This is a genomic window from Bacillus sp. JJ1773 (assembly GCF_036962035.1).
Taxonomy (GTDB): domain Bacteria; phylum Bacillota; class Bacilli; order Bacillales; family Cytobacillaceae; genus Cytobacillus.
The window spans coordinates 1-3,088 of sequence record NZ_JBALNX010000067.1 but is presented as its reverse complement, the minus strand read 5'-3'; the positions used below and the strand labels follow the sequence as shown (position 1 = coordinate 3,088).

The following is a 3,088-nucleotide window of genomic DNA, read 5'->3' as shown; positions in this document are numbered from 1 at the left end:
GAAGTTTCACTTTATCTCATAGTTCACAAAGAATTCACGTTTTATTCACAAACTTCGTTTCCTCTCTCTTTATAATGAATACAGGGGATATTCATTTACTTAGGGAGGAAGAATGATGGAACTAACTTTAATGCTTATGCTTGCAGTTGCTATGTTTGCTTTATTTTTCTGTGGATTTTATGCAGGTGTGATTAAAGAAAAATATGGAAAAAATTGGCTGCAAGCTGTTCCGATTACAGTAGCGATATTAATGTTTAATATTATTTGGATTCTGACTGAATTAGCTAAATCATCACGCTATCAGTAACTGCTTAGTCAGCATAGATGTTATAGCTTCACATGCACATAGGAAGAAGCAACCTAATATTAGGTTGCTTTTTCTATGGACGAAAACTCAGTTTTTCGCGTATAGTATGTATACGATATAATAACAATAATAGATCATTCATTTTATTTCCAAAGAGGCGGTTATAATGGCAAAAACTTTTTATCATTTTTTAATGAAATATCGGCATCCATCACCAAAGGATCGGATTAGCCACTTTGCAAATCATGCATATTTAGATCACGACTTTCCAAAGACATCATCAGATTATCATGAAATCAGCTTATATTTAGAGTTAAATGGCGCATACATGGACGGAATGGCGGTTTTTGATGAAGCATGGGAATTATTTATAATATCAGAAGGATAGGCAGGGAAACTCTTTAGGAGTAGCCCTTTTTTTGTGTTCACCTTCAATTTGTTTGACATTTCCGCTTTCTATTCATTTTTAATCAGTTTTTCTATATACGGACCGATTTTTCCTATCCTTGCATATAATATTGTAATTAAATTTCACGACTCACACCTGGAAGGATGGAGGAAATGAGCGATAGGAAAAAGTCAAAATATAATATCGGTGATACAGTCGTGATCACTATATATGGAACAGTTGGGAAAATTACAGATGTTAAATGGCTTGATGGAATGTATGTATATGAGGTGAATAAAAGCGAAGGTCTTTTTATGGAATCCAGTCTCAAAATGCTCTCTGAGTTTGAAGGAGAATTAATCGAGAAGGAGCATATTGATATAGAATACAAGTACTTTTTTGGCGATTTAGTTCAAGTAAAAGGCTATGGATCGGATCTGTTTAAGGTTGTAGGGTTTAGGACAGAAATTTGGCGTTATAAGGAAGATGCTTGGGAGGATATTATTTATGAGCTCACGAGAGTCAGTGATGGTGAATGGCTTGAGGCAGGGGAAGAAGAATTAACCATTGTTGCTGATGCGGAAAGCGCGGATGCTTTCATCCAAAAGCTTGGACTATTATATTTGCTGAATAAAAAAGAAAACCTGCCTAAATCATTAGAACAAAAAGGAGCGGCCTCCAATTTCCGAAAAACTGAAAAAGAAATACTGGCTAGTATACGTGAAAGAAAACTATTGATTGATGGTTTATTAGATATATATAATGACTACCGAATTCTATATGAAATGTTTCGTGATGAGGAATATAAACATATCATGCGAATTATTGTTAGAAAACTAAAGCAGATTTCTAGTAATGATGGAAAGAGCACCGTTTAGCTTTGATTACCGAAAATGAACAATAGATAGGCGATATATGGAACACCCAAAAATAGAATGATCTTAAACATGACTTTTAATACTTGACTGTACGACTTAATAATGATGCTTTCTTCATTGTTTACATCCTCTTTAATGATTTCAGCTAATCTAGTAATATTCATAGTTTTTCTCCTCCAATGATAGAATTCAGCACCAAAACTTTTTCTTATGGATATTTATATGCTTGTCAGCAATAAACATGTCAGGAGAAAAAAAATTTAAAGGTAAAGCTTACTTGAAAATGATTATTGTTAGCATGAATTTTAGGAGAACGTCATACATTCTCTACAAAGGGGGCGGTGCTGTGAGAGAAATTGAGGTTATTATTGATACGGAGGAAATAGCAGATTTTTTCTTTCATGAGCTAACAAGAAGAGGTTATGTGCCTGCTGAAAATGAATTAGAGGATTTGGCAGATATCGTTTTTGATTATTTATTGCAAAAGTGCATTATCGATGAAGAAATTGACCATGATTAATATAGAAAAAATGACGAGAGTTCTCGTCATTTTTAGCTAAAAGCGAAAATAATATTTTATTACATAATGAATGATCTATTCCTTTGATTGATAGGCCTCTTTATTGACAAGATTAGGAGGCTTTTTTCCTTGTAACCCATCTGTTAAGTTTCTTGCTGCAAGCTCCCACATTTTCGTCCTCGTCTGAATACTGGCACTGCCGATATGAGGAAGAGTGACTACATTAGTGAACTGCAATATAGAATGATCAATTGGGATGGGCTCCTGTTCAAAAACATCTAGTCCCGCACCCCAAATCATTCCCTCTGATAAGGCTTGTACAAGATCCGCTTCGTTTACAATGCCGCCTCTCGCTGTATTGATTAGTATCGCGGTCTTTTTCATTTGTTTCAATTCTTTTAATGTGATCATATTCTTAGTTTGATTAGTAAAGGGTGTAAGTACACAAACAAAATCTGATGTTTGCAATAATGTATCGAGGTCAGCATATTGAATACCAAGCTCGGCTTCTACTAACGGCTTAGGAGATCTGCTATAATATAATATGTTCATATTAAAGCCTTTCGCTCTTCTGGCTACAGCTGCTCCAATTTCACCTAATCCAATAATCCCTAATGTTGATCCGTATACATCCATTCCAGTCAGATACATTGGTGACCATGTTTTCCAATTTCCTTCACGTAAGCTATTAGATGCTTCAATCAATCTTCTTGAAGTTGCAAGTAAAAGCGCAAATGTAAGATCAGCCGTTGTTTCAGTCAATACACCGGGTGTATTCGTAACTATGATTCCCCGAGAACTAGCTTCTTCTATTTGAATATTATTATAGCCGACAGCTAAATTGCTAATTACCTTAAGATTGCTGCCTTGATCTAGCAACTCCTTATCAATATTCTCAGTAAGTAAACTAAGCAAACCATCATATTGATGGATAATATCCATTAATTTCTCTCTTGGTATTTCTTCATCCTCTGAATCCCAAATATCAACTTGAA

Annotated in this window: 6 protein-coding genes; 4 read left to right on the top strand and 2 right to left on the bottom strand. The window is 34.7% G+C overall.

The window, feature by feature from the left end:
- Nucleotides 1-112 precede the first annotated feature (112 nt).
- The 3 genes from V7127_RS19300 to V7127_RS19290 all read left to right on the top strand — a co-directional run bounded on the left by V7127_RS19300 (nucleotide 113) and on the right by V7127_RS19290 (nucleotide 1,573).
- A complete protein-coding gene (locus V7127_RS19300) occupies nucleotides 113-307 on the top strand; it encodes a hypothetical protein (RefSeq protein WP_335353669.1) in 195 nt (64 codons plus the stop codon).
- A gap of 166 nt (nucleotides 308-473) precedes the next feature.
- On the top strand, nucleotides 474-695 hold the full coding sequence (locus tag V7127_RS19295; protein ID WP_335488680.1) for a YozE family protein: 222 nt from the start codon (nucleotides 474-476) through the stop codon (nucleotides 693-695).
- Nucleotides 696-868: 173 nt separating this feature from the next.
- Complete coding sequence (locus V7127_RS19290) at nucleotides 869-1,573, top strand: hypothetical protein (protein WP_335488677.1); 705 nt, start codon at nucleotides 869-871, stop codon at nucleotides 1,571-1,573.
- Here V7127_RS19290 and V7127_RS19285 read toward each other — a convergent pair.
- Entirely contained in the window at nucleotides 1,570-1,737 is a 168-nt protein-coding gene (locus tag V7127_RS19285) for a hypothetical protein (protein WP_335488674.1), read from the bottom strand. The genes V7127_RS19290 and V7127_RS19285 overlap by 4 nt on opposite strands.
- Nucleotides 1,738-1,919: 182 nt before the next feature.
- On the opposite strand from V7127_RS19285, the gene V7127_RS19280 reads away from it, so the two are divergent.
- Nucleotides 1,920-2,093 (top strand): YozD family protein, encoded by a 174-nt coding sequence (locus V7127_RS19280; RefSeq protein WP_335345410.1) that lies wholly within the window; start codon nucleotides 1,920-1,922, stop codon nucleotides 2,091-2,093.
- A 75-nt stretch (nucleotides 2,094-2,168) separates the two neighbouring features.
- On the opposite strand, the gene V7127_RS19275 is transcribed toward V7127_RS19280, so the two are convergent.
- Nucleotides 2,169-3,088 (bottom strand): 2-hydroxyacid dehydrogenase (locus V7127_RS19275; RefSeq protein ID WP_335488671.1); only part of this gene is annotated, 920 nt, incomplete at its 5' end.